Consider the following 24,949-nt stretch of genomic DNA (forward strand, 5'->3'; position numbering starts at 1 on the left):
ACATTAGTAATTTTTTTCATACATTCGATACTTCAAAACACCAAACTATACCATGATAACTTCTAAAACCATTGCTAACGGAATAGTAAGGGCAGTGCTTATACTGGCCGCTATTTTTGTAGGGTTGCTTTTTATATATCAAATACAAACCGTATTAATATACTTATTTGTTGCCCTGATATTAAGCATGATAGCCAGCCCGGTAGTATATTTTTTAAAGCGAAAGCTGCGTTTTCCGCATGTGCTGGCAGTTATTGTAACCCTTGTGTTTTTCATCAGCCTGCTGGCGGGATTTATTATGATGTTCGTTCCGCTTATAGTAACCCAAAGTGAAAACCTATCCTTATTAGATACGGCCAAACTTGAAGCCGATGTAAACCAACTGATAACTCAAGTAAATGACTACTTTGGCATTGATGCACAGAAGCTTATAAAAGATGCAAACCTTACTTCTAAGCTAAACTTTAATTTTATACCTGTAGTTCTTAATTCCATATTAGGAATACTGAGCGGTTTTGGTATGGGATTAGCATCGGTAATGTTCATCAGCTTCTTCTTTTTAAAAGACCGTAAGTTATTCGCTATCAACGCTAAAAAAATATTGCCTGATGCGCACGAAGATAAAATACTTATTTCTTTTAGAAAGATAAATTACCTGCTAAGCCGCTATTTTATTGGGCTTATCATACAAATGACGGTGTTGTTTACCTTATACCTGATTACGTTGCTAATTTTTGGCGTAAAGAATGCTTTTATAATTGCCTTTATAACGGCACTGTTAAACATTATACCTTACATAGGGCCTGTTATAGCTACAGTTTTAGTAATTGTATTAACTTTGCTGGGCAATATAGGGCCTGAAACCCAGGGCGAAATGCTCTCTACAACTTTGTATGTAGTTATAGGTTACAGCGTTGCACAATTTATAGACAACAATATTAGCTCGCCGCTTATTTTTAGCAACAGCGTTAATTCGCACCCGCTGGAAATATTTATTGTAATACTTGCAAGCGGTTTTGTGTTTGGCGTATTGGGCATGATTGTGGCCATACCGTTGTACACCTGTATTAAGGTTGTTGCTAAAGAATTTTTCCCTAAAAACCCTGTTGTTAAAGTACTTACTAAAGATATATAGCCTTGCTCTCTACGTTATTACAGCCCGAAATCCAACAGTACATCCGCAATCATACACAGGATGATGTTACCAAACTTGCATTGCAAAAGAATCCCTTCCCGGAGGTGCCTTTTACTGATATTATTGCACAGATAGCCGCACGCCAAAAGGCTAAGGATAAGCTACCTACGTGGTTTAAAGCCGAAAACATCATCTACCCTTCCAAAATTTCAGTAGAACAAACCTCATCAGAAATTGCGGCAAAGTATAAATCAGGACTAGTGTCGGGCGAAAGCCTGATAGACCTTACCGGTGGCTTTGGCATTGACGATTACTACTTTAGCAAGGTAATGCTGCAGGTTACGCATTGCGAAATGAACCTGGAGCTTTCGGCTATTGCGGCGCACAATTTTAAGACTTTGGGCGCAGACAATATTGAGTGCCTTCCCGGCGACAGTCTTGATGTACTGACGCTTACCAACCGTAAATGGGACTGGATCTATGCCGACCCATCGCGCAGAAGCGACACTAAAGGCAAAGTTTTTATGCTGAAGGATTGCCTGCCCAGCATACCCAACCTGCTTGATACCTACTTTAAATACACTGATAACCTGCTGATAAAAACGGCCCCCCTGCTGGATATTACAGCCGGATTGAGCGAACTGCATTCGGTTAAGGCGGTGCATATACTCGCGCTGTACAACGAGGTTAAGGAACTGCTTTGGGTATTACAGAAAGGCTTTACCGGTAGCCCCATGATACAGGCCGTTTGCATTACCAAAGATGGCGAAGAGGTTTTTGAAACCACCTTGGGCGACAGCACCGAAGCGACGTACAGCCTGCCTAAAAAGTATCTGTATGAACCCAACAGCGCCATAATGAAATCAGGTGCTTTTGATGCCGTGAGTGCCCATTATAAGCTAGATAAGCTGCACAAGCACTCGCAGTTATATACATCTGACGAACTTATTGATTTCCCCGGAAGGCGCTTTGAGATTAATCAAATACTGCCCTACCAAAAAGCTGAAATGAAGCCTTTTGAAGGCATGAAAATGAACGTTACGGTACGTAACTTCCCCCTACCCGTACCGGAATTATTAAAGAAATGGCAGATTAAGGACGGCGGCGATACCTATGCTTTTTTTACTACGAACAGCAATAGTGAAAAGGTGGTGTTGGTTTGTTCCAAAATTTAAATACTATAGTTAAGGCTAACTGCCTATCATTTTAACCTATTCTACCGGCACAAGCCTGTAAACGGCTGCTGCGGGCTTTTCTACAGCTACATATATAAAACCATCCGGGCCAACGCGAACGTCCCTGAGGCGGCCAATATTCTTAAGGAGTTTTTCCTCCTTCACAATTTTATTACCGTCAAGGTAGCACAGGTTTAAGTATTTAAAACGCATAGAGCCTACAAGTACTGCGCCCTTCCACGGTTTGTAAACATCGCCGATTATGAATGCCATGCCCGATGGTGCTATTGAAGGTATCCAGTACAGCTCCGGGTTGGTTATGCCTGGCGCCGTGGTTTTATCGGTAATCGTCTTACCATCATAGTTAATACCGTAGCTTGTAAGCGGCCAGCCGTAATTTTTACCGGGCTGTATGATGTTTATCTCATCACCACCGCGTGGGCCGTGCTCATTTTCCCAAAGTGCGCCTGTAAACGGGTTAATAGCCAGTCCCTGCGGGTTACGGTTACCATAGCAATACAACGTAGTAGGCTTGCCGGCTTTATCTTTAAAAGGGTTATCGGCAGGTATACTGCCATCATCTTTTATGCGATGAATTTTACCCAACTGGTTATTTTCAAGGCTTTGCGGATTCTGCTTTTCGTTACCACGTTCGCCCACCGAAAGGAAAATGTAACCGTCTTTATCAAAAACCATACGGCTGCCATAGTGGTGGCGTGTTGGTGCATACGGTAAGGCTTCAAAGATTATTTTACTGTCAGTTAGCTTATTACCAACAAGTTTGGCGCGCATAACAGCTGTAGTTGCCAATGTACCTTCGCTTGTTTTTTTAGGTTTAGAATAGGAAAAATAAATGAAGCTGTTGTTAGCAAAATCCGGGTGTACCAAAACATCAAGCAGGCCGCCCTGCCCCTGGTTAAGCACCTCCGGCACGCCGCTAATTTCCTGCTTCTTTTTGTTTTTAATGGCGTACAGCCTGCCTGCCCTTTCGGTTACCAATATACGGCCATCGGGCAAAAAGCCAATGCCCCAAGGCACATCAAGCCCTGTGGCAATAGTATCTAATTTTACGGTAAGTTTCTCACTAGTAAAAGTGCTGGTAACCGGCTCGGCATCAAAATTATAAGCCTCAACATTTTTAATGCCTTTCAGGATATATTCAGATAGTTCTTTAATCTCGGTATCGGTAAACGTTTGCCCAAAAGCGGGCATACCCTCATTGGCATAGCCGTTTTTAATAGCTTTAATTAGGTCGTTTAAGTTGTTGCCGTGCTTCCACTGCCTGTCGGTAAAAGCGTCCATCTTTTCGCCGTGGCATCCACTGCAATAGTTGGCGTAGTTTTCGGCCGGTGTGGCAGCCGATGTAACGTAATTAGTAGCTTTTACAGGTCCGTAACCATTATTATTGCTTTTAAAGGCAAAGCTTAATGTAAGCGCACTGCACGCCACGACCGACATGACTAAATATTTAGACATATAGTTGAATTTTAGTTAGTTTTGGAACTCAAATCTACTAAAATTCTTACTATAACCGTGTAGTTGCCCAAATTAAACTTTAGTGGGTTCGTCTTTAGGTTTTACAAGCCTGTCTACCCTGTAAATAAACCATACTGAGCATAGTGTTACCGCAGCAATTACATAGCCCAATATGTTGTAATTTTCGAGCGGACTCGTTTGGGTTTCCTGATGTACTATATACCCTGCGCAAACAGCTGCTATACCACCTGCAATTTGCTGTAATGATGATGTGATGGCCATATAAGCTCCACGGTCTTTCATGTCAGGAACGCCCGTGTTTAAGGTAGTAGCGGGTATCATTCGGCTCATAATGCCCATAAAAAGCACCATGTTAAGCGCCACAATTTGCCATAGCGGTATGGGTGTAAGATTGGTATAAATTAATATCATAACGATTGATATGGCAGATCCCGCTGCAAAGAGCCAGAACTTGCTAACTCTGTCGCTTAACTTGCCAACTAAAGGCATAATTATAAGCACAGACAATCCTGTAAAGAAAAATACCATGGGCAGCTGTTCGTGACTTATGTGTATGTTGTTTACCAGGTAAGCGCTGCCAAATGGCTGTAGCATAAAACCTCCTACCGATAGTAACGCGATGGCAGCAAACCCAATCTGGTAGTTTTTGTTGCCAAGCGTATGCCAAAGGTGCAGGAATGCATTTTTATGGGACTGAAGTTCTAAATGCTTGTTAACCGGCTGCATTTTAAAGATTACGGCAATAAGTATAACTACAGCCAAAGCCACGATCATTAAAAATGCCGAATGCCAGCCCCAGTGGTTTGCAAAGTAAAGCCCTAACGGAATGCCCAATATCTGGCTTGTAGCAAAAGCCATTTGTATAAAGCCCATTACACGCCCACGCTGATGGATAACAAATAAATCGGTTACTATGGCAAGTGACACTGAACCGATTACCCCGCCAAAAAGCCCGGTTACAATACGTGCCGAAAGTAACATCCAGTAATTGGTAGACAGGGCGCAAAACAAGGTACCCAGTATAAAACCGGTATAAAAGAACACCAATAGTTTTTTACGGTCGAATTTATCGGCAAAACCGGCTGCTAATAGTCCTGATGTTCCTGCGCTAAATGCGTAGGCCGATACGGCATAGCCAAATTTAGATGTGCTCATATCAAGGCTTTTCATAAGGATGTCACCTAAGGGCGACATAACCAAAAAATCGAGTATTACAGTAAATTGAAGGAGCGCCAGTATGGCAATTATAAATTTTTGATGTGATGTAAACGCAGGTGCCTGCGGTATGGTAGTTTCCATTCGTTTTAATGATTGATGATGGGTAATAAATTGATTTGATTGATGATAGAACTCCGTTTACAGTTCCTGACATTTGTGCCCTAAGCTATTGATAAGAATTATTATGGCACCCGCAGTAAGGCTGGTAGTGCTTACACGAAGTACACAATCAACATCCTCACTATCTATACTCCATTGTTGTATGCCTGTGTGGTTATCAAGGGCTTTATGCACTTCGCAATTAGCGCATAGCTTGCCAATATCGGTTTTAAAAATGTATAGCTGGGTAGTTTCCATAATCTATGGTTTTAGGGCTTTAACTGAGGCTTTAAAAGCCTCTTCCATCATCGCGGCAGTAAGGCTAAAAGGCTTACCGCCCATGCTTTTACCTTCACGATGAAAGTTGAGTAATGTATATAAGGGGCCATAAGCAACACTCCAAAAAACTTCAAAACTCATAGGTACGAGTTCATTATTATTTAAAGCATTGGTAATAAAACGTTTCATAATTTCTTTAAAGTCGGATAATTTGTCTGATGCCATTATCCTGTCCCTGTGCGGCGAATGCTTTATAACTTCTAAACAGGCAACTTCTAAAGGGTTTGCCATAGCAAATGCAGCCCTGTTTTGCCATTGCTTCCATAGCCCTTCTTCAAACGGCATATCAGGAGAAAAATCTTTAACGGTAGACGAAAAAAACCTGCTACCTATCTCAAACCCTATCTTTTCTATCAGGTCGTCTTTATCTTTATAATAGATATACAGCGTTGCTACCGATATATTACAGGCCTTTGCAAGCTTGTTCATGCTAAACCCCTGAAAGCCGTCCTGCACAATCTGCTCTATTGCTTTTTGAGTAACCAGCTTTTCTTTATCGGTATCTCTTGTACGCATATTCTAATTTTTCAACAAAGGTATAAATATAAATGAATGTTCATTCATTTATCAACAAAAATTTACTCTTACAATCTTAATCGTTTAATTTATTTATATTTGGCGGCGGTATAACTGCCCTAAATAAATTGTAAAACGACCTTTTTTTGAACTCACTATAATGAAGAAATTATTATTCGGATTATTATTTGCCTATTCGTTAACCGCTAATGCACAGGATTGCGACTACAGTGTTAACGATGCTACAGCCGGGCAGGAATTAAAAACGACAAGAGAATACCTTATGCACGAAAAAGTATTTGGAGGCACCTCGCAGTTTGTTTTCTTTTCCCTTAGCAACAGCCAGGGTGTACCCTTGCTTAATTTTCAGCTGCTATCTAAAAGTACCGATTTTACCCGCGCCACCTGTCTAGACAGTGCTTCAAAAATATATATACAGCTTTTAAACGGCAAAATTATTACCCTGATTAGCGCTACCGAAGAGCAATGCTCCGGCTTGATTTATGATGAAAAAGAGAAAAACAACATCCGTATATTAACGGGCGTGTTCCTTTTTACAAAAGGCACGCTTGAGGAGCTTGAAAAATCGCCCATATCGTTTATAAGGGTAAAATATGCTACTGAAACTGTGGACTATACCATTAAAAATGAGCTGCAAAGCGAGACTATGGCCAGGAAATATAACCCTGAGAGCTATTTTATGAACGCGCTTAAATGCATAAAATAATTTACACAAATTTAATAATGCATAAGCCTGACTGTTAAATACTTTGAAATTATTGCGTAAAATATTTTAAAAAACCTTTAAAAATAGTTGCACATAATTAAATAAAAAAGCTACATTTGCAACCGCAAAAAAGGCTTAATGTCTTTAGAGTAAAAGAGGAGAGGTGCCGGAGTGGTAACGGAGCAGATTGCTAATCTGTCGACGTGCAAACGTCGCCAGGGTTCGAGTCCCTGTCTCTCCGCTTCTTTTCGGGGTGTAGCGTAGCCCGGTCATCGCGCCTGGTTTGGGACCAGGAGGTCGCAGGTTCGAATCCTGCCACCCCGACTGACAAGCTTCCAAAAGCTGTCATAAACCCGCAAATACTATGTATTTGCGGGTTTTTTGTTTTATTTCATATCATAAAATGCCAAAGAATATCAGTCTAAATGTGAGTTATTCGGTGAGTAAAATTAATGTTTTAAATTTGACTCACCAGAAAGCACTTAACATATTGTTATACAGTATTTTATAGTGATTATATTTAGTGCTTTTTGTGGTCTTTTGATACCTTTTTGAACTGCTTTCTGTGAGTCATTTTCAGCATACGCGGACAAGATGTATCAGTTTAACACAAAATGTATTTGTATGAAAAGCAAGAACACCTTTGGTATCCAATTCATTATCAGGATTCCAAGACAAGACAAAAATGGTTTAGCTACTGTATATGCCCGTATTACAGTAAATAGCCGCCGGACAGAAATTTCTCTTAAGAAAAAAATTGCAGCAAAAGATTGGGATGATGTAAGAGGTCGTGCAAAGGGAAAAAATAACGAAATCATTAAGCTTAACAGCCATATAGAAAGGATACGGACATTAATTGCCGATGGATACCATAATCTGGTGCAGCAACGTAAGACGGTCACAGTAGACGCAGTAAAGCTACTATTTGTAGGTAGTGATGAAGAGATGATGACTTTAGGGAAACTGATAGAATATCATAATCAGGAATCGGCGCATAAACTGGCTCTAGGCACTATGAAGAATTACAAGACCACACAGCGGTATATTAATAAATTTCTCAGGGAGAAGTACTATAGGAACGATATCTTGCTTTCAGAGCTGAATTACAGGTTCATCTTGGACTTTGAGAGCTATTTGTTCCACTACACTCCCAAAGACCATCAAAAGCCTTTAAACAACAATGGTATCATGAAGCATATTGAACGCCTGCGCAAAATGATAAACATGGCCATAACGCTTGACTGGCTCCCTAAAGACCCTTTTGCTAGTTTTAAGAAGCATTTTGACAGAGTAGAACGACAGTGTCTGACCAGTAAAGAACTTGCAGGGTTGGAAAATAAACAGTTCGCTATCGATCGCCTGAATCATGTCCGGGATATGTTCATTTTTAGCTGCTATACAGGGCTAGCCTACATCGATCTTGCTGAGCTTACGCCAGATAATATTACTACAGGGATTGATGGAGGTCTTTGGATATCAACAAGCAGGGCAAAGACAGACACAGTTGTACGTGTACCAATATTACCACAGGCAAGGGAGGTGATGGAGAAATATTGGGATAACCCTAGGGCACAGAACAGCGGTACGGTATTCCCTGTAATCTCAAACCAACGAATGAACGGTTACCTAAAGGAGATTGCAGACCTTTGTGGTATAACCAAGGCTTTGACCTTTCACATTGCCCGACACACTTTTGCAACCACTGTTACACTAAGCAATGGTGTGCCTATAGAAAGCGTATCAAAGATGCTAGGCCACACCAGCATTAGAACAACACAAATCTATGCAAAGGTCGTAGAAAGCAAGCTCAGTGAAGATATGGGCAAATTACGGCAACGTTTAGCCCAGGCTTCGGTAAAGGAGGCTTGATAGTATTCCACAATTATTGAAAAACGCAGACAGTGTCTGCGCAATTAGAAAAGGTCAGACAGTGTCTGACCTTTTTCTGTTGAGTTTATTTTGTAAGGCATACCAATCAAAACTTTGTATATCTTATCTTTGTAAGAGGCAGGCTTTTAGGCTGCCTCCCACGTATTACTGCGAATTCCTAAAAAAGTATTATTATGAAAGATACTTACTTCAAGACACGCCGCCCCTTTAAAAAGAGACAGCACCGATATGAGATTGGCAGTCCTGTCGGGTTGTGGAACCTATATGATGACAATCATTTCCTTGCCAGGCTATATAAGATAGGTATTAATGAACAGGAAGCATATTATCATTATCACATGCATTATGCTACGAGCACAGGTAAATGCAATGAGGCAGAATTTTATAGCCATGTCCGGGAAATTGTAGCCGACCATATCGAAGCACTTCGGAAAGAATCTCCCTTCTCTACTAATCATGCCATCCACAGAGCTAACCTAAAATGCTTGCGCACCTTCAGGGACTACCTTGTCTCCATCAATATTTTTGGATATCGTGACCCGGTAGATATCACTATTACTCGTTATGACAGCGAAATTTCTTCCCTTAAAAGGGAACTCGCCCAAAAAGAAAAACTTATACAAAAAATGAAAGCTTTTGAGACTGATCAGAAAATCAGGATTACCAAAGGCTATCTTTACACTCTTGTTGACTTAATCCAGCAATTACCAGAACTCAAACTTCCTGAAGACTCAGGAATGCGTCTGTTGCGCCCTTCCACTGAGATGGTATGGGTAAAGATGATATGCAAGTATTTTCAGCATGGTGACGAGGAAATCAGCTCACAAACTCTCAGAAGTTACTTCCCAGCCAACAAAGATGTACCAGGAATTAAATATCGTATCATTCAAGAGAAATATAAACTCTACAGGATAGTGTCAAGTAATAAGAGTAAATAGTGTGTTACATTGTTGCTATAGACAATAGCAATCTTAGAAGCTACTGTGGGACAGTTTAATAGTTTAAAGTAAACACGAATAAAACTTTAATTTGATCTTCAGTAATACTTATTATTCGATAATAAGTTGTACATTTGATGACACAACAAAATAATTGTGTCTATGATTCCAGAATTTATAATTGTTGAAAATGCACTTTGGCCTTTGCTGCCTGCAGGGATATGGAATTCAGATATAGATGAGGTCTATAGCCGTTTAGCTAATAATCCCCATCGACTTGATTTATTTGAAGGAATGAAACGGGGAGTTGAGATTATGTTTAGAGCCGGTTGTCCACAACTTTTTTTAGACGGTAGCTACGTAACCGGAAAACCTATTCCAAATGACTATGAAATTTGTTGGGATGCAACTTTTGTAAATCCAGATTTGTTAGATCCTGTATTTATGGTTTTTGATAAAGGCAGAGAAGCTCAAAAGAAAAAATATAAAGGGGAATATTTTCCAGCTTTCTGGATTGAGCAATCAAGTGGGAAGCCTTTCTTAGACTTTTTCCAGCAGGATAAGGAAAGTGGTGAGAAAAAAGGTATCATAAGAATTGCTAACTATTTAAGATAAAAGTAAAGAAAAATGATTACGAACGACAGACAGTACAAAATAGTGAAATCACAAGTTGATGATTTTAAAAATGCACTGGAGGGTCTATCTTTTACGCTCCCTGCAAATGTTCATCCTAAATTAGTTGAAGCTCACCGTAATGCTATTTATTCGAAACTTAATGAACTATTAGATGAAGTAAATGAGTATGAAGATTTAAAAGATGGTAAGATTATTATTTCTGAAATCGATAATATTGATCAATTACCGCTAGCACTCATCAGATCCAGAATTGCAAACCAGCTAACACAATCTGAACTTGCTGAAAGATTAGGTATGAAAATGCAACAGATACAGCGTTATGAATCAGAGAAATACTCGTCAGCAAGTTTGAAAACACTAATACGGATTGCTGATCAACTAAAATTAAAATTAAACGCAGATGTTCAACTTAAATCGACAGAGGCACCTGAAATATTAGACATAAAAAATTATCCATTCAAACAGATGTTTCAACGTAATTGGTTTGGAACATTCTTAGGATCGTATAATGATGCGGTAAAACAGTCTCCCAAACTTTTAGCTGAGTTATTTTCTGCGGCGGGAATTAACAATTTTAAATATTCCCTAACAAAAAAATCAATTCGGACAGGCAGTAATTTAAATGAGTTTGCACTTAAGGCCTGGTATGCACGAGTATTACTTCAAGCAAAAAATAAGGAACCTGATAATGTATTTCACAAAGATGTAATTAATTCATCATGGCTGAAATCATTGGCTGAAATAAGTATTGAAGAAGATGCCCCTCTCAAAGTTGCCAAATATCTTGATCAGAGCGGTATTAGGTTTATAATTGAGCCGGTTTTAGAAGGGACTTTTTTGGATGGCGCGGCATTGTTATTAGATGATTTATCGCCGGTAATAGCAATGACCCTCCGTCATGATAGATTAGATAATTTTTGGTTCGTATTGTTTCATGAAATAGCTCATATTGTTCTACATTTAAATGAGAATTTGAATGCTATTTTTGATGATTTAGATGTGAAAATAGATGGAATAGAGCATGAAGCAGATGTTTATGCCTTAAATGCCTTAATACCAGATGAATTGTGGCGTAAATCTCTTGTTAGATTCAATCCATCGTACGAAACGATTATAAATCAGTCTGAAATGATGAATATACATCCAGCATTACTGGCGGGAAGAATTAGAAGGGAAACTGGTAAGTATTACTTATTTACAGATTTGATTGGTCAAGGCGAAGTGAGAAAACATTTTGAGAAATAAAGCATTAGTCATGGATAGTTCATTTTATTTAGCTGTGTTAAAGTCGAAAGAAGGGGAATTTACTGCCCTTTCAAAGTTAGATGTCTTTACTAGGAGGCATACTTGTCCACTTTTCGACATTACACCTCTTGAGTTTGACAATCAAACTGGTAAAAAGCCGAAAACTTTAGAAGAGCATATTCACAATTTCTGCCATAAAAAATTTTTAAAAAAGTGGGCTAATAATCAGTGCTTTATAGATACTCATCTATTGAATGAGCAATTAATTAATGGTGTTAGTTGCTTAGAATATATTTATAGCCAACTTGCTCAGCAAATATTAATACCCATTATACCTGTACCTATAGCTAGGGTAAAGCCATCAACATTTGAAATTGGGGCACTTCAAAAGATAATCTCACTTTATCAAATACAGGAATTAGGCATACGTGTAACAATTAATGATATTTCAACAAATTTAAGTAATAACTTGTTTTCATTATTAGACGGATTATCACTTAAGGTGACTAATAGTCACTTAATTTTGGACTTATCTAACTCAGATTTTTCCTATTTAGAAGATTTTTCAGATGCTATCATCAATATTTTGGAAGTATTCCCAAAATTCAAGGAATGGAAATCATTTTCAATTTGTGGAGGAGCTTTTCCCCAGACCAATTTGATAATGAAAGGAGATAACTATATTCCCAGAAATGACTGGAAATGTTTTAAAAAAGTAAGCGCGAAATTATCCGGTGAATCTTATAATCGAGTTATTAACTTTGGAGACTATGGAATAGTATCACCCGGGTATTTTACTTTTGACCCACTTAAAATGTCTCGGAGCGCAAATATTCGTTATACGATTAATGATGAATGGTATGTATTAAAAGGTACTGCACTAAAAACATCTGATGATTACAAACAATATGTCACACAGGCGACTAAAATTACTGAAGAATCATTTTTTGCAGGACAAACTTTTTCTAAGGGTGATCAACAATTAACAGATTGTTGCACAGGTAAAGTTAAACCAGGAAGTCCTACTGTATGGAATTGGGCTGGAAATAATCATCACTTTACTAAAGTTGTGGCTGACCTATTCTCCAACCCTCGCGATTTTTAAGATATTTTAATACAAGCTCTGACATTAAATTTGGATTGCAAGCTTCCGCCAACAAAGAATACAATTGTTGTCTAGTGTAAACACTTTTAATTTTATAACCAAAATGATGAGATAAAATTTCGGCAGCCTCGGACTTCCATAACAATTGGGCTATCCTATAGACATCTCTACTTTCATTAAGCATTGCTTTGCGTTCATATTGGAATAAAATTTTATTATCTGAGTTCAGTTTAATAACATAAATACCCCACCACTCGGGTATATATTTCATGACTTTATCTAAGTGTTTTTCAGCAGTTATAATATACGCCTTTTCAAAGACTTCACTATATGCATCAACCTGTGGCAAAAGCCTCACAAGGCTATCACGTTCTCCCTTAATTTCATATCCAACTAATTTACCATTAAGCACAGCTATATCTGCCCTAACTTGTCCGTTTTTTAACCCTAGTTCATCCACAACAATTGTGTCAACATCTTGGTGTGCGCTTTTTAAAATATCTTTGTGAAATGCAGTTCTTATAATTGGGTCTGTCATAATAATGTAATTTTTTATCAAGTATAACTCAAAAAAATACTTGCAAAGAACGATAAAATTACCGTATATATTGATGATAATTACTATTAGCTAAGGCGAAATAATAATAAATTGGAGCACAGTACTATATTACATTGTGATTAATCAGGCTAATTAGGTAGTTATGCTTTCCTAATTAACGCCAATCCAATAAACTGACTTAATTAATATATAAAAGGAGAAGACTTGAATTTGTTAGAATCATAATTAAGAATTTAAAAAACTGTTGCAGCTTTTGTGATAAATACACTAAGAAAGTTTTATCCGTAGCACTGAAATGATTAGTTTTTAGTAAAATGAGGGACACAAATAAGTATTCCATCAATTACCCAGCTATTATAGTGTTTTGAGTCAATTGCTGTTTCTGTTAGTTACAAAATACGCATCTTTTTCATAACTTCGTTTTTTATAGCCGAGAGAACTCAGTTCCAATTTCCTCAGGTGTCAGCAAAGGCCTTCGCTGTCATTCAAATGAACAATCCTAAACAAACTGAAAGCTAGAAATAACATGAAAGCAAACGAAACCAAAGTAGATAAATTTTTAGCAACAAATGAAACAACATTTGCTATTCCTGTTTATCAGAGAAATTATGACTGGACAATTTTTCAATGTAAGCAGCTACTTCATGATATAATCGAAGCGGGTAAAAACGATAAAGCAAATGCCCACTTTATTGGAAGCATAGTTTATGTTCACGACGATGTATATACAGCATCTGGGCTGACGGAGTTAACTATAATTGACGGACAGCAAAGACTCACTACTATTACATTAATTTATATAGCACTATTTCGGCTTGCCAAAGAACTTGAGAATCAAATGTTAGTAAATCGAATTCAGAAAACCTATTTGATAAATGAATTTGCACCAGAAGAAGAAAAGCTAAAATTAAAACCTACTGAAAATAATAAGGAAGCACTTCATCATATCATTAATTCAATAGACAATGAAGAGTTTATGGGATATTCAAATATTATTGAAAATTTCGATTATTTCAGGTCCGCAATAAAGGCTGAAAATCTTGAAGTAATTCAGCGTGGACTTTCCAAATTAATTTTCATAGATATTGCACTTGACAGACAAAAGGATAATCCGCAAAGAATTTTTGAAAGTCTAAATTCAACAGGACTTGAATTATCCCAAGCGGATCTTATTAGAAATTATATTTTAATGGGACTTTCGAGAACCAATCAAGATAGAATTTACAAAAGCTACTGGGAAGTAATCGAAAAAAACGCAAAAGACGAAACCTTAAATAAAACTCGGATTTCTGAATTTATTCGTGATTATTTGACACTGAAAAACAAAGAAATTCCTAATAAGGGAGACGTTTATACAAAATTTAAAGAGAAATATCCAACTTCAACGATAGATGAATTAGAGATTGTTCTTACAGAGTTAAAATCGTTAGTTAAATATTACAATAAACTAATAAACCCGAAGAAGGAATCAGACCGGCAAATTAGAACTCAACTGGAATACATAAATAGGTTAGAAATAAATGTTGCATTTCCGTTCTTAATGAAAGTATATGAAGACTTTTCTAATAAAATAATTGATAAAACTATTTTTATTTCAGTTTTATCAACTGTTCAGTCGTTTACATTCAGACGATTTATTTTGGGATTGCCGACAAATGCGCTCAATAAAATCTTTATGGGTTTGTATGATAAGGTTGAACTAAGCAACTATCTATTTTCAATCCAAAAATCATTATTACAAAGGTCAGGAGTCCAACGATTCCCCCGGAATACAGAGATTATAAATGCCCTTAAAGAAAAGGACGTTTATAATATTAAACCTAAAAACAGAACATATTTATTAGAAAGACTTGAAAATTTTCAAAATAACGAACCAGTAATTATTGAGGGTAATTCTGATATAACAATTGAACATATTTTTCCTCAAAACCCTGACCCAAAATGGAAAATTATGTTAGGTGCAGATGAATATAATTTGATCAAAGAAAACTATCTTAATACGATAGGAAATCTAACGCTATCGGGTAATAATGGGAGATTAGGTAACAAACCTTTCCTTGACAAGAAGGTTATGAATTTTGATAAGAAAGAACAAGGTTATAATTTTAGCAGACTTTGGCTAAATAGAGATTTGAAAGAAAAAACAAAATGGGACAAATTTGAAATTGAAGAACGAGGGAATACAATTTCCACACGCTTTATTAAAATTTGGGAAATCCCTGAAATTGATATGGAGCTTGAATCCAAAAATGATGAGATCAATATATTTGATGCAGATGATCCCAAACATAAAAAATTAGAATATGCTATTTTCTTCAATCAAAAACTTGAAGTTACGCAAGTAGCAAAATTATACACTGAAGTATTTAGGCAACTGTTTGACTTACAGCCTGAAACCTTTTTTACGACAGAAATTGGCGATAGGCTTAGCTTAACTAAAACACCTGAAACGAATGCATTAAGACAAGCAATACCAATTAGTGAGACGTACTTCATAGAAGCTAATATTGATAATATGGGCAAATTCGACAGGATAAAACAAGCCTTGACAATTTTTGGATTTGAAGACGAGCTATCCATTAAATATGCTGACTAAGAAAATAGCAACAGCTAACAAACCGTGACTTACATTCATCTATAAACTCTATAAAATGAAGTAATAATCCTTCTGAAATACAGCTTTATATATTTCCCATGTGGACTTTATAAGACTATCTGCTACGTTGTAACAAATACAGCCGGCAACAAGTGGCACATTGGTTTACAACCACAGAGTCAAAACTGAAAACAAAAAGTCATCTTTTGTCAGCGTATTGACACACGATCGGACGGAAAAAAGTAACTTAGACGACTGAAATTTTTAATAAATATTGAATCAAATTGACAGAAGATATAAATATAGACAAACAAGTAAAATCAAAAAAGCGAGTTACTGACCACGGTGAAGTTTTTACGAATGACAGTGAAGTAAATGCGATGCTCGATTTGGTAAAACACGAAGCTGAACGCATTGATTCACGTTTTCTTGAACCTGCTTGTGGAAATGGTAACTTTTTAACAGAAGTGTTGAAACGCAAATTAACAATAGTTGATAGCAGATATAGTAAAAGCCAAATTGAGTGGGAACGCTATTCAGTGATTGCGGTCTCAAGTATTTACGGCGTAGATATTTTGGAAGATAATGCAATGGAATGCCGAGATAGGTTGCTTGGAATTTATATAGAATGGTATTCTAAAACATTCAAAAAAGTAAATAATGACTGTATTCGTTCAGTTCAATTTTTACTGAATAGAAATATACTTTGGGGTGACGCTTTAGACTTTACAAATCCTGAAACAAAACAACCAATTATATTTTCAGAGTGGAGTGCAGTAAATGGCTCTATGCTGAAACGCCGAGACTATATGTTTAAATTTTTGGTGGAGAAGACACACCAGTTTTCAATGTTCAATGACGAAGGCAATGCAGCAGCAATTGATGAACCTGTAAAGGATTTTCCACTTATTCATTTTTTAAAACTTGGCGAAGGTGATACAAACAAATTATAACCCAGATGTTCTCTCATGCCTTGCCAATTTGAGCAATGATGAAGTATTTACACCACCTTCTTTGGTCAACAACATTTTAGACTTACTCCCTGCCCAACTATGGAGTGATCAAAAAGCCAAATTTTTAGATCCTGTTTCTAAAAGTGGGGTTTTCTTACGTGAAATGGCGAAGCGACTAATGATAGGTTTGGAAAGACAAATCCCCGACAGACAAATGCGCATTAACCATATTTTTAGCAAACAGCTTTATGGCATTGCCATTACGGACTTAACAGCACTACTCTCACGCAGAAGCGTATATTGCTCTAAAACTGCGAATGGAAAATATTCTATTTGTGACTCGTTTACGGATGATCAAGGGAATATCCTCTATAAACTAATAAAACACACTTGGGCAAGTGGTAGATGTACATATTGCGGAGCAAGCCAAGAAGTGTATGATCGAGAAGATGCTCTTGAAAGTTATGCCTACAATTTTATTCATACGAACAACCCTGAAAAAATATTCAACATGAAATTTGACGTTATTGTGGGAAATCCACCTTATCAATTAAGTGATGCAGGACACGGAAGAAGTGCAAGCCCTATTTATCATAAATTTATTGAGCAGGCAAAAAAATTAAATCCAAAGTATTTAACAATGATAATTCCTGCCAGATGGTATGCAGGCGGTAAGGGTTTAGACGAATTTAGAGCTGAGATGCTAGCTGACAACAGAATTAGAAAGTTGATTGATTTTGAAAATTCAAATGATGTTTTCCCTGGCGTTGATGTAGCTGGTGGCATTTGCTATTTTCTTTGGGATAGAGACAATAAAGGGCTATGCGAAGTAGTGAATCTTATCGATGGCAAGCAAGTAAAGTCTGAAAGAGCCTTGGACGAATTTTCCATTTTTATTCGACATAGTCAAGCAATACCTATAATACGTAAAGTATCAGAAAAAAAAGAAAATGAGGGAAAAAGATTGAGTAGTATTGTTTCTTCAAGAAAACCTTTTGGTTTGCCAACTAATTACATACCACAAAATAGCGGTATTCCGTGTTGGTTCATTCAAAAGATTGGGTTAAAGTACGCAAATAAAAATGATGTTTCTGATGATAATAACGTGTTAGATAAATGGAAATTATTGCTTCCACCCGCTCCAATTGCTGGACAAACAGATTTTTCTAAACCTGTTGGTTTTTATTATGATGGAAATACACGGATAGCTAAGCCGGGTGAGTGTTGCACCGAATCATTTATTGTTGCAGGTGCCTTTTCAACGGAAAAGGAAGTTCTTTCATTCAAATCATATCTTTTTACAAAAATTGTGAGGTTTCTTCTGCTTCAAACAGTTGTATCACAACACGTAACAAAAGATAAATTTCAATTTATACCTGACCTTGGAAAATATGAAGGCGAATACACTGATAAAATGCTGATTAAAAGATGGGGAATAAATGATGAAGAATGGAATTTTATTGATTCAAAAATAAAAAACATCGGCACAAATGAAAATATTGAACTAGATGAGTAAAAAGGAATTTTTCCCACCCCGACCATTTATCAATCCCACTATTTATGCTTATGAACTGGTTGGAGTCGCTACGCACAAGGGATTGCTTAAAATTGGCTTTACAGACCGTAATGTACAAATGCGTGTAAAAGAGCAGTTAGGAACGGCTGCTATACAATATAAAATTGTGTTTGAAGAATCGGCAATGAAGCGAGATGGTAGCTCTTTTACCGACCACGAGGTTCACCGGTTATTAAGAGAGTGGAAAGTAGTAAATGAAAGCGGTGAATGGTATAAATGTACCTTGAATGATTTGCGTAGGGCAATTCACCAAATCAAAACTGGACAAAGAACAGAAGAAAACCGAGTACTTACTTTCGGTATGCGACCCGAACAGGAGGAAGCCGTGAATAAATCAATCGCTTATTTCAAGAGTTTCAAAAAAGAGAATAAAGATCGAGCTCCACATTTTTTATGGAACGCTAAAATGCGTTTCGGGAAAACATTTGCCAGTTATCAATTAGCAAAAAAAATGGAGTGGAAAAAAGTATTAGTACTCACGTTTAAACCTGCTGTAGAAGATGCTTGGAAAGAAGATTTATTATCTCATATAGATTTTGAGGGTTGGCAGTTTATTTCCAAACATGCAGATGAACTATCTGCCCAAGATATAGATTTAAGCAAGCCCTTAGTCTGTTTTGGTTCGTTTCAAGATTATTTAGGTAAGAATACTAATACAGGTGGTATTAAAGCTAAAAATGAATGGGTACATGCTACTGTTTGGGATTGTATCATTTTTGATGAGTACCATTTTGGGGCTTGGCGTGAGAATGCCAAAGACCTATTTGGTAAAGATCTAGAAGCGGAAAAAGAAATTGAAGAATACAAAAAAATTGAAAAAGAAGGTTTTTCTGAAGAAGATAAGGTAGAACATTTAGAGAAAATTATTCCAATTAGCACTCATCACTATTTATATTTATCAGGCACTCCATTTCGGGCAATTAGTTCGGGTGAATTTATAGAAGAACAGATTTTCAACTGGACTTATTTGGACGAACAAAGAGCTAAAGAGAATTGGATAGGTAAAAATAATCCGTATGCAGCCTTACCCCGAATGGTAATGCTCACTTATCAATTGCCTGATTCTATCCGACAAATTGCTCTACAAGGTGAATTTGATGGTTTTGATTTAAACATATTCTTTTCAGCCGAAGGCGAAGGACGAAAAGCCCATTTCAAGTACGAAGATGAAGTACAAAAATGGTTGGATTTGATCCGCGGTTCATTTAGCGAAACCACCGTTGACTATTTAAAAATGGGAGCAAAAAAACCACCTTTGCCATTTTCACATGCCCCATTACTTAGAGTATTAAACCATACATTTTGGTTTTTGCCAAATGTTGCAGCATGTTATGCAATGGCGTTACTGCTTGAAAAAAGACAAAATATTTTTTATAAAGATTATAAAGTGGTGGTGGCCGCAGGTACAAAAGCAGGCATTGGTGTAGAAGCATTATTACCCGTTTTGGATGCAATGACCGACAATCCATTGGAATCAAAAACTATTACTCTATCGTGTGGAAAACTTACTACGGGTGTATCGGTAAAACCTTGGACGGGAATTTTTATGTTGCGTAATTCTTCCAGTCCTGAAACCTATTTTCAAGCAGCTTTCCGAGTTCAAACGCCTTGGGTCATTAAAAACCCCGACAGCAAATCACCTAACAAAGAAGAAATTCTAAAAGAAGAGTGTTATGTTTTTGACTTTGCCCCTGACCGAGCATTGCGACAAATTGCCGATTACAGTTGCAGACTGAATGTAAACGAAACGAATCCCGAAGTAAAAGTCGCTGAATTTATCAATTTCTTGCCTGTATTAGCCTATGATGGTAGTTCAATGAAGCAAGTAGATGCCGCAGGTATTTTAGATATGGCAATGAGTGGCACCACAGCAACCCTTTTAGCCAGACGTTGGGAAAGTGCTTTGCTTGTAAACGTAGATAATAACACTCTTGCCCGGTTGATGGCAAACGAAGAAGCAATGAGAGCTCTGTTGAGCATTGAAGGTTTTAGAAATTTGAATCAGGACATTGAAACTATTATTAACAAATCTGAGGCAGTTAAGAAAGCAAAAAGGGAAGCTAACGACAAAGAACTTACTAATAAGCAAAAACAAGAACTTTCAGCAGAAGAAAAAGAATATAAAAGCTTAAGAAAGCAAATACAAGACAAACTTATCAAGTTTGCTACTCGTGTACCTATTTTTATGTATCTAACTGATTACCGAGAAAGAAGTCTTAAGGATGTAATCACACAATTAGAACCAGGGCTTTTCAAAAAAGTAACAGGCTTAGCTGTAAAAGACTTTGAATTATTGGTGAGTCTTGGGGTATTCAATTCTGCATTAATGAACGATGCGGTTTACAAATTTAAGCGTTATGAAGATGCCAGTCTGGAATATATTGGAATAAGTAAGCATGAAGGCGAAGACATAGGATTGTTTGACACTGTGTTAAGCAGTACAGACTATAAAGAGAGTTTTGAAAACATCCCCAAATCAATAAATGAATATAGTCTTGTGGTTGCAAACTCTATAATTTCCAGAGTACCAAAAGGTTCTGTGGGTACAATAGTTCATGTTTACGACAATGGCAACACTTATGAAGTAGAATTTATAGTAAACGATTCTAGTATAGTCGAAACGGTATCTAGTAAACAAATAGAAGAAAAGCAGTAATATGAAGATCCCTAACAATAATCAATCTTTTGTAGCAGAGAGTAAAATTACTGAATACCTATTGAATGAAATTCACGAAATTGGGAAACATAAAGCAGACTTTTTTAAACGTTTCGGTTTCGACCTAGCGGACATAGGCACTTTCAAAGGTTCACTCATTCAGCATTCCATAGATCGAGATATTGAAAAAACAAAAAAGTCAGACTTCGGTACTAAATATGAACTGAAATGTGAAATCACAACTCCTGATGAAAGAAATCCATGTATAGTGACAGTTTGGATTGTGGAGGATGGTCAAGATGAACCAAAATTAGTAACTGCATATCCTGCCAAATGATTTATTAAAATTGCAACGATGCAAAGCCATACATATTGCTAAGCCGACAACCTTACAATCGAAGTTTAGCAAAGATATCTATCAATTAGTTATTAACAATCCCTACATATTAATCAGAATATTTTGATGAGTTCATTATTGTTCATATCTTAATTTAACTTACGAATCTTGCAAGTATAGGTTTGTATTTAAACCATCATTTATCATTAAAGCGTTTGTTTAACTCTCGTAGACGTAGAATAATTTGATCAAATTCCAATGTTTCCCCATAAAACATATTTTCTCTCATTTCTTGATAATCTTGCCTCCAAAGTTCTATTACTTCATTAGGAGGAATAAAATTCAATAATTGATGTGTATGTCGTTCGTATGATATACCTCTAACAATATTATATGTACTCCGGTGTGCTACAATAGTTGCAAATAATTCGATATCATTAAGAGCCTCAATTCCAAATTCATGATCCATTAGTTTCTCAAGATCATATAGATGGCGGCTAAGCCGTACAAAACGTATTTTATCAAAAGGCTTGGAGAATTCTTCATGCAGCAAGAAAACTTTTTCCAAAAAAGTTTTTGTAGGTACAACTACTGTAACGTCAAAAACTTGCTCTGTAAAGGGTTGTTCAGGAAAAGTTTCATCCAGTATTGATTGTATCGTTTTATTCTCAGCAGGTTCAGTTAAAGAGCGAGCCCCAATTTCTATTAATACCCTTTGAGGAAGGTAGTCTCCTTGCTCGACAATAGTATTGTATTCAAGCTCAATTGTATGAGGATCACTTGTGTCGTCAACATGCTCGTCAGTTTTAAGAGTATATAGCTCTTTTGGTATTTGCATTTCTTGCAACCTTTGGTCTAGTGCATTTCTAAAGGGACCTACAATAAATTGACCCGATGCTTTACGTAACTTTTTAATTTGGGACTTAGAAAGTTCTCCTTTAAAATTTAGAAAATCACGATCGATCGCCAAATCAATATCTTCGGAAAAACGCTGAATTAGATTATAAGCTTTACTTAAGGAAGTTCCTCCTTTAAATATGAGGTAAGGAGCATATTCAGAACTAAATATTGCATGGAGTACAATTGTAACCCACCAATCTTTTTCAATGGCTTGTGCCGGAAGTCCTGTGCGATTACTCGCAAGGTTTAAAATCTCCAGCCTGCGTTTTTCTGTTAGTTGTAGCCACTGGTTCATTTTGATTCGATAATTTGGTTGATTTCTTTTCGAATCCATGTGGGAACAATTGTGATAGCTTCCCGTATTGTAACCTCCGGAACTTTAGATAGTGCTCGTTTTATTTTTACACGTGCCATACTATCAACCCCATTTTGCCCGAGCTCTTTAAATGCCTGAATCACATTATTCATGACTTTATCTTTAATAATTAAATTTTTTGGAGACGTTTTCTTAAGGTTGATAGTCCTTTTACCTACCTTTATTTTACGGGCAGCACCATCAGTAAGATAAACTACATTTAATGGAATTTGTGTTGATAAACCTAATTGTTGCAACGCATAAATGCCTGTAGATACAATTCTTGCTTTATCGCGTTTAGCTATAGCTTTTGCAATTTCTTCGATAGAGGGATAGAGAACCCCTAATGTTTTGTCTATTTTTGGGTATAAGTATATACCATGGGCTAATCTTATCAGAAGTTTTTGTTTTTCAAGTCTCAATAAGACTTTCTTAACATTTTCTGCCGTACCATATTCTATAAAATCTGAGATAAATATAATTTTGCCTTTTTGCAACATTTTTATCTTATTCTCTATTTGGTTATGAATGGATTCCATGATATAACAGCGTTTTACTTTGTCCCAAATTTAGAAAAAAAATGGGACAAATTGCATGTAATATTTAGCCTTGATTTTTGATTAAAAAAAAGCTACCTTTGGGTCACGCGACCGCAGCGCGTGACCCCTCGTTAGACTAATGCTCTGCTTAGAACGCCTTAAGGCGTTCTAAGCAGAGCATTAGTCTATTCTTTTTATTATAAGCGCACTGAACTTTATAATTGACTGTATGTCTTTCCCCTTTTTTAGTTAAGGGTACTTTAACATCTGGGTTGTTGGTCGCATGCATAATTTGTTTATCCAATTTTCAGTTCATCACGGGATGTGCTGTATAAGTTGCTGGCTTTGTAACCTTCCATCTTTAGCTTGATACTATAATGATAAAACTAGAAGATTTAATTATACAGTTGCTTAATACAAAACTTCTCTAAACCTGACCAAACGCATACAATGGTCATCTTCAAATAACATTCTGCCTTTACTTTGTAATCAAAACGTCCATAAATCATAAAGACTATGGGAACTAAATATTATTGTTTAATGTAAAATGAAGTAAGATGAATGTAGAGTTGATTACCAGAGACGATCTTGAAAGATTTAAAAAAGAACTATTGGAAGAAATCCGCAGGTTTCAAATGTTTCCCCTAAAGCGAGGAGAAGAACAAAGATCATGGCTCAAAAGCTATGAGGTTCGCAAACTGCTGGGTATCTCAGCAGGGACGTTGCAAAACCTACGAGTAAATGGCACCCTCCCTTATAGCAAAATAGGCGGGCTAATGTACTACCGTTACGAAGATATACAAAAACTTATGGATGGGGTAAGCAGTATATAAAGTAACTTCCAAGACCGGAAACTTATCTCAAAACGGCAGACAGATAAAACTCAATATTTGGTTACCTCCACGCGGAAAACGAAGTCACATGAAATGAGATAAATGATGGAAAGAATAACAATTGCCCAGGCAAAAAAAATCGATTTAATTAACTATCTCAAATCGATAGGATACGAACCCGAAAAGATACGAGGCGATGATTTTTGGTATCTGTCGCCATTGCGTAATGAGAATACACCCTCATTTAAAGTCAACCGGAAACTAAATGTATGGTATGACCACGGTGTAGGTAAGGGAGGTACTATTATTGATTTTGGGATAAATTATTTTCGATGTTCGGTGGCAGAATTTTTACAGCTTTTAGACGGCAACCCTGTCTCGCCAGTCATAGGATTGGCAAAGAAGGATGAAAATCGGCAAACGTTGGGTTTAAATTCTGCCGGTGAAAAAAAAGAAAATCCTGTCAGTAAAACGGCTATCGTTGATGTTCGGGAACTGGAAAATAAAACGTTGCTCGATTACATGAAAAGACGAAGCATCCCACCGGAGATTGCAAAGCAGCTTTGCAGGGAAGTAGACTTTTCATTGAATGGACTGAATTATATTGCTATCGGATTTCAAAATAATGCTGGAGGATATGAACTGCGAAATGAGAATTTTAAAAGTAGCAGCTCACCAAAAGGCATCACTTTTATAGATACCGGCGCAAAGTCAGTAACCGTTTTTGAGGGCTTTTTTGATTACCTCTCTTACAAGGTAATGAACCCAAAAGCAGATGACCCTCCATCAAATTTCCTGATACTAAACTCCCTGGCCTTTTTCAATAGGTCGCGGGAGCTGATGGAAAAACACGATATGGTAAACCTTTATTTAGACAGGGACACCGCAGGCATAAAATGCACTAAAGAAGCTTTAGAGAGTAACCCGAATAAGTATACCGATAAAAGCTTTTTATACGAGTATAAGAAAGACCTGAATGACTGGCTAAGTCAAAAAAACGAAGTTAAGCGCAGTCAGAATTTCAGGAGGTATATATAACGTCTGAGTGAGTAGCCAGCTATGTTTTGGTAAAACCAAAACGCTGGCTCAACTCATGCTACGCATTCGTTGAGGGAATTTTTTTCA

At 36.9% G+C, this 24,949-nt stretch carries 22 protein-coding genes and 2 tRNA genes; 17 read left to right on the plus strand and 7 right to left on the minus strand.

Annotation, left to right across the window (positions count from 1 at the left end; genetic code table 11):
* Nucleotides 1-52: 52 nt before the first annotated feature.
* Nucleotides 53-1,135 (plus strand): AI-2E family transporter, encoded by a 1,083-nt coding sequence (locus FMM05_RS06915; RefSeq protein WP_143372612.1) that lies wholly within the window; start codon nt 53-55, stop codon nt 1,133-1,135.
* A gap of 2 nt (nt 1,136-1,137) precedes the next feature.
* Nucleotides 1,138-2,310: a THUMP-like domain-containing protein gene (locus FMM05_RS06920; RefSeq protein WP_143372613.1), complete on the plus strand. Its 1,173-nt coding sequence runs from the start codon at nt 1,138-1,140 to the stop codon at nt 2,308-2,310.
* Between the two features lie 36 nt (nt 2,311-2,346).
* On the opposite strand, the gene FMM05_RS06925 is transcribed toward FMM05_RS06920, so the two are convergent.
* The 4 genes from FMM05_RS06925 to FMM05_RS06940 form a co-directional block, all read right to left on the minus strand.
* Nucleotides 2,347-3,786 carry a PQQ-dependent sugar dehydrogenase gene (locus FMM05_RS06925; RefSeq protein ID WP_143372614.1) on the minus strand — a complete coding sequence of 480 codons (1,440 nt, stop codon included), beginning with the start codon at nt 3,784-3,786 and terminating at the stop codon, nt 2,347-2,349.
* A gap of 72 nt (nt 3,787-3,858) precedes the next feature.
* Nucleotides 3,859-5,106: an MFS transporter gene (locus FMM05_RS06930; RefSeq protein WP_143372615.1), complete on the minus strand. Its 1,248-nt coding sequence runs from the start codon at nt 5,104-5,106 to the stop codon at nt 3,859-3,861.
* Between the two features lie 57 nt (nt 5,107-5,163).
* Complete coding sequence (locus FMM05_RS06935; protein ID WP_143372616.1) at nt 5,164-5,382, minus strand: hypothetical protein; 219 nt, start codon at nt 5,380-5,382, stop codon at nt 5,164-5,166.
* Nucleotides 5,383-5,385: 3 nt separating this feature from the next.
* Nucleotides 5,386-5,979, minus strand: a complete 594-nt coding sequence (locus tag FMM05_RS06940) for a TetR/AcrR family transcriptional regulator (RefSeq protein ID WP_143372617.1) — start codon at nt 5,977-5,979, stop codon at nt 5,386-5,388.
* A gap of 160 nt (nt 5,980-6,139) precedes the next feature.
* Here FMM05_RS06940 and FMM05_RS06945 point away from each other — a divergent pair, with 160 nt between their 5' ends.
* The 8 genes from FMM05_RS06945 to FMM05_RS06980 all read left to right on the plus strand — a co-directional run bounded on the left by FMM05_RS06945 (nt 6,140) and on the right by FMM05_RS06980 (nt 12,520).
* The gene (locus tag FMM05_RS06945; RefSeq protein ID WP_143372618.1) at nt 6,140-6,706 is read left to right on the plus strand and encodes a hypothetical protein; all 567 of its coding nucleotides are present in this window, start codon (nt 6,140-6,142) and stop codon (nt 6,704-6,706) included.
* Between the two features lie 157 nt (nt 6,707-6,863).
* Nucleotides 6,864-6,947 (plus strand) — tRNA-Ser (locus FMM05_RS06950).
* Nucleotides 6,948-6,955: 8 nt separating this feature from the next.
* Nucleotides 6,956-7,030, plus strand: a tRNA-Pro gene (locus tag FMM05_RS06955).
* A 300-nt stretch (nt 7,031-7,330) separates the two neighbouring features.
* The gene (locus FMM05_RS06960; protein WP_143372619.1) at nt 7,331-8,575 is read left to right on the plus strand and encodes a site-specific integrase; all 1,245 of its coding nucleotides are present in this window, start codon (nt 7,331-7,333) and stop codon (nt 8,573-8,575) included.
* Nucleotides 8,576-8,769: 194 nt separating this feature from the next.
* Entirely contained in the window at nt 8,770-9,534 is a 765-nt protein-coding gene (locus FMM05_RS06965) for a hypothetical protein (RefSeq protein WP_143372620.1), read from the plus strand.
* 162 nt (nt 9,535-9,696) lie between these two features.
* Nucleotides 9,697-10,149 (plus strand): DUF6932 family protein, encoded by a 453-nt coding sequence (locus FMM05_RS06970; protein WP_143372621.1) that lies wholly within the window; start codon nt 9,697-9,699, stop codon nt 10,147-10,149.
* 12 nt (nt 10,150-10,161) lie between these two features.
* Complete coding sequence (locus tag FMM05_RS06975) at nt 10,162-11,415, plus strand: helix-turn-helix domain-containing protein (protein WP_143372622.1); 1,254 nt, start codon at nt 10,162-10,164, stop codon at nt 11,413-11,415.
* A 10-nt stretch (nt 11,416-11,425) separates the two neighbouring features.
* A complete protein-coding gene (locus FMM05_RS06980) occupies nt 11,426-12,520 on the plus strand; it encodes a beta family protein (protein ID WP_143372623.1) in 1,095 nt (364 codons plus the stop codon).
* Here the strand turns inward: FMM05_RS06980 and FMM05_RS06985 are convergent.
* Nucleotides 12,477-13,058 (minus strand): sce7726 family protein, encoded by a 582-nt coding sequence (locus FMM05_RS06985; protein ID WP_143372624.1) that lies wholly within the window; start codon nt 13,056-13,058, stop codon nt 12,477-12,479. The genes FMM05_RS06980 and FMM05_RS06985 overlap by 44 nt on opposite strands.
* A gap of 547 nt (nt 13,059-13,605) precedes the next feature.
* Between FMM05_RS06985 and FMM05_RS06990 the strand changes: the two genes are divergently transcribed.
* From FMM05_RS06990 to FMM05_RS07010, 5 genes are all read left to right on the plus strand, one after another.
* Nucleotides 13,606-15,675 carry a DUF262 domain-containing protein gene (locus FMM05_RS06990; protein ID WP_143372625.1) on the plus strand — a complete coding sequence of 690 codons (2,070 nt, stop codon included), beginning with the start codon at nt 13,606-13,608 and terminating at the stop codon, nt 15,673-15,675.
* A gap of 284 nt (nt 15,676-15,959) precedes the next feature.
* On the plus strand, nt 15,960-16,628 hold the full coding sequence (locus FMM05_RS06995) for a DNA methyltransferase family protein (RefSeq protein WP_235894370.1): 669 nt from the start codon (nt 15,960-15,962) through the stop codon (nt 16,626-16,628).
* Entirely contained in the window at nt 16,609-18,144 is a 1,536-nt protein-coding gene (locus tag FMM05_RS07000) for an Eco57I restriction-modification methylase domain-containing protein (protein ID WP_143372626.1), read from the plus strand. Before FMM05_RS06995 ends, FMM05_RS07000 begins: the two co-directional genes overlap by 20 nt.
* On the plus strand, nt 18,137-20,860 hold the full coding sequence (locus FMM05_RS07005; protein ID WP_143372627.1) for a DUF4926 domain-containing protein: 2,724 nt from the start codon (nt 18,137-18,139) through the stop codon (nt 20,858-20,860). The genes FMM05_RS07000 and FMM05_RS07005 overlap by 8 nt, the downstream gene beginning before the upstream one ends.
* A 1-nt stretch (nt 20,861) precedes the next feature.
* Nucleotides 20,862-21,197: a DUF6883 domain-containing protein gene (locus FMM05_RS07010; RefSeq protein ID WP_143372628.1), complete on the plus strand. Its 336-nt coding sequence runs from the start codon at nt 20,862-20,864 to the stop codon at nt 21,195-21,197.
* Between the two features lie 196 nt (nt 21,198-21,393).
* Here FMM05_RS07010 and FMM05_RS07015 read toward each other — a convergent pair whose 3' ends face one another.
* Nucleotides 21,394-22,431, minus strand: a complete 1,038-nt coding sequence (locus tag FMM05_RS07015; RefSeq protein WP_235894371.1) for a nucleotidyl transferase AbiEii/AbiGii toxin family protein — start codon at nt 22,429-22,431, stop codon at nt 21,394-21,396.
* Nucleotides 22,389-22,991, minus strand: a complete 603-nt coding sequence (locus tag FMM05_RS07020; RefSeq protein WP_143372630.1) for a DUF6088 family protein — start codon at nt 22,989-22,991, stop codon at nt 22,389-22,391. Before FMM05_RS07020 ends, FMM05_RS07015 begins: the two co-directional genes overlap by 43 nt.
* A gap of 557 nt (nt 22,992-23,548) precedes the next feature.
* On the opposite strand from FMM05_RS07020, the gene FMM05_RS07025 reads away from it, so the two are divergent.
* Both FMM05_RS07025 and FMM05_RS07030 read left to right on the plus strand, forming a co-directional pair.
* Nucleotides 23,549-23,824: a helix-turn-helix domain-containing protein gene (locus FMM05_RS07025; protein WP_143372631.1), complete on the plus strand. Its 276-nt coding sequence runs from the start codon at nt 23,549-23,551 to the stop codon at nt 23,822-23,824.
* Between the two features lie 102 nt (nt 23,825-23,926).
* Complete coding sequence (locus tag FMM05_RS07030) at nt 23,927-24,862, plus strand: toprim domain-containing protein (protein WP_143372632.1); 936 nt, start codon at nt 23,927-23,929, stop codon at nt 24,860-24,862.
* The last annotated feature ends 87 nt before the right edge of the window (nt 24,863-24,949 follow it).

It is taken from the genome of Flavobacterium zepuense (genome assembly GCF_007097145.1).
In the GTDB taxonomy this organism is placed as follows: Bacteria; Bacteroidota; Bacteroidia; order Flavobacteriales; family Flavobacteriaceae; genus Flavobacterium; species Flavobacterium zepuense.